Below are 2,500 nucleotides of genomic sequence, written 5' to 3'. Positions count from 1 at the left end.
CTGAGTTACTGGTAGAAGACCCGAAACCGAGTGATCTAGCCATGGCCAGGCTGAAGGTGCGGTAACACGCACTGGAGGGCCGAACCCACGCCTGTTGAAAAAGTCGGGGATGAGCTGTGGCTAGGGGTGAAAGGCCAATCAAACTCGGAGATAGCTGGTTCTCCGCGAAATCTATTGAGGTAGATCGTCGTGTATTGCCCTCGGGGGTAGAGCACTGGATGGGCTAGGGGGGCCCAAAGCCTTACCACACCTAACCAAACTCCGAATACCGAGGAGTATGAGCACGGCAGACAGACAGTGGGTGCTAAGGTCCATTGTCGAGAGGGAAACAGCCCAGACCACCAGCTAAGGCCCCTAAATCGTGGCTAAGTGGGAAAGGATGTGGGGATTCCAAAACAACCAGGAGGTTGGCTTAGAAGCAGCCATCCTTTAAAGAAAGCGTAATAGCTCACTGGTCTAATAGAAACCCTGCGCCGAAAATGTAACGGGGCTCAAGCCACGTGCCGAAGCTGTGGGTGCATAGTTTACTATGCGCGGTAGCGGAGCGTTCTGTAAGCCTGCGAAGGAGACGGGGTGACCCTCTCTGGAGGTATCAGAAGTGCGAATGCTGACATGAGTAGCGACAAACAGTGCGAGAAACACTGTCGCCGAAAGTCCAAGGGTTCCTGCGCAAGGTTAATCCACGCAGGGTGAGCCGGCCCCTAAGGCGAGGGCGAAAGCCGTAGTCGATGGGAATCAGGTTAATAGTCCTGAGCCTGCCAGAAGTGACGAACGAGATATGTTGTCAGCTCTTATCGGATTGAGCTGGCTTTTGGACCGTTCCAGGAAATAGCTCTGGCATATAGACCGTACCCGAAACCGACACAGGTGGACTGGTAGAGTATACCAAGGCGCTTGAGAGAACGATGCTGAAGGAACTAGGCAAATTGCTCGTGTAACTTCGGAAGAAACGAGACCCGTTGGTGGGCAACCATCGGCGGGTGGCACAGACCAGGGGGTAGCGACTGTTTAGTAAAAACACAGGACTCTGCGAAATCGAAAGATGACGTATAGGGTCTGACGCCTGCCCGGTGCCGGAAGGTTAAGAGGAGATGTGCAAGCGTCGAATCGAAGCCCCGGTAAACGGCGGCCGTAACTATAACGGTCCTAAGGTAGCGAAATTCCTTGTCGGGTAAGTTCCGACCTGCACGAATGGCGTAACGACTTCCCCGCTGTCTCCAGCATCGGCTCAGCGAAATTGAACTCCCCGTGAAGATGCGGGGTACCCGCGGTCAGACGGAAAGACCCTATGAACCTTTACTGCAGCTTTACAGTGGTATCAGGAAAGTTTTGTGTAGGATAGGTGGGAGGCTTTGAAACCAGGGCGCCAGCTCAGGTGGAGCCATCCTTGAAATACCACCCTGAACTTTTCTGATATCTAACCGAGACCAGTCAGCCTGGTCCGGGACCCTGTATGGTGGGCAGTTTGACTGGGGCGGTCGCCTCCCAAAGAATAACGGAGGCGCGCGATGGTGGGCTCAGGCCGGTCGGAAACCGGCTGTCGAGTGCAATGGCATAAGCCCGCCTGACTGCGAGAGTGACAGCTCGAGCAGAGACGAAAGTCGGCCATAGTGATCCGGTGGTCCCGCGTGGATGGGCCATCGCTCAACGGATAAAAGGTACTCTAGGGATAACAGGCTGATCTCCCCCAAGAGTCCACATCGACGGGGAGGTTTGGCACCTCGATGTCGGCTCATCACATCCTGGGGCTGGAGCAGGTCCCAAGGGTTCGGCTGTTCGCCGATTAAAGTGGTACGTGAGCTGGGTTTAGAACGTCGTGAGACAGTTCGGTCCCTATCTGCCGTGGGTGTAAGAGACTTGAGAGGATTTGTCCCTAGTACGAGAGGACCGGGATGAACGAACCTCTGGTGCACCGGTTGTCGCGCCAGCGGCACAGCCGGGTAGCTAAGTTCGGAATGGATAACCGCTGAAAGCATCTAAGCGGGAAACCAGCCTCAAAACTAGGTCTCACAGGGCCGTCCAAGACCAGGACGTCGATAGGTCAGGTGTGAAAGCATGGCAACATGTGTAGCTGACTGATCCTAATCGCCCATATCTCTCACACACCAGAACACATGCACAGTAGTCAGTCACACTCCAGAAAACACCAACCAAAACACCCCCAAACACCCACATGGGTGAGCGGGAAGACCTGGTGGCCATGGCGGAGGATCCATACCCGATCCCATCCCGAACTCGGCCGTTAAAGCCTCCAGCGCCTATGATACTGCTCCTTAAGGAGCGGAAAAGTCGGTCGCCGCCAGGTCCCCTCGCTCACCCACCCCCATAAAAACCACCCACCAACGCGGGGTGGAGCAGCCCGGTAGCTCGTCAGGCTCATAACCTGAAGGTCGTAGGTTCAAATCCTACCCCCGCATCCATACCCACAAAATCAGAAATAAGTTGATACGGAACCATCGGCATACTGCTTGTCAATAGCAGAGCTATATTGTGGGGAGGC

1 tRNA gene and 2 rRNA genes (1 of these 3 cut by a window edge) are annotated in these 2,500 nt (G+C 55.0%); all 3 read left to right on the top strand.

The features are described from left to right. Positions 1-2,105: ribosomal RNA gene (locus tag J8Z04_RS07120) — 23S ribosomal RNA — on the top strand; it begins 632 nt to the left of the window's first position. 85 nt (positions 2,106-2,190) lie between these two features. Continuing rightward, positions 2,191-2,305, top strand: a 5S ribosomal RNA gene (gene rrf, locus J8Z04_RS07115). Between the two features lie 38 nt (positions 2,306-2,343). Further along, positions 2,344-2,420, top strand: a tRNA-Met gene (locus tag J8Z04_RS07110). Positions 2,421-2,500: the final 80 nt, after the last annotated feature.

The organism is Bombella apis, assembly GCF_018221685.1.
GTDB classification, from domain to species: domain Bacteria; phylum Pseudomonadota; class Alphaproteobacteria; order Acetobacterales; family Acetobacteraceae; genus Bombella; species Bombella apis.
Note: the sequence above shows the minus strand (reverse complement) of the source record. Positions and strands in the feature narration are given on the sequence as shown.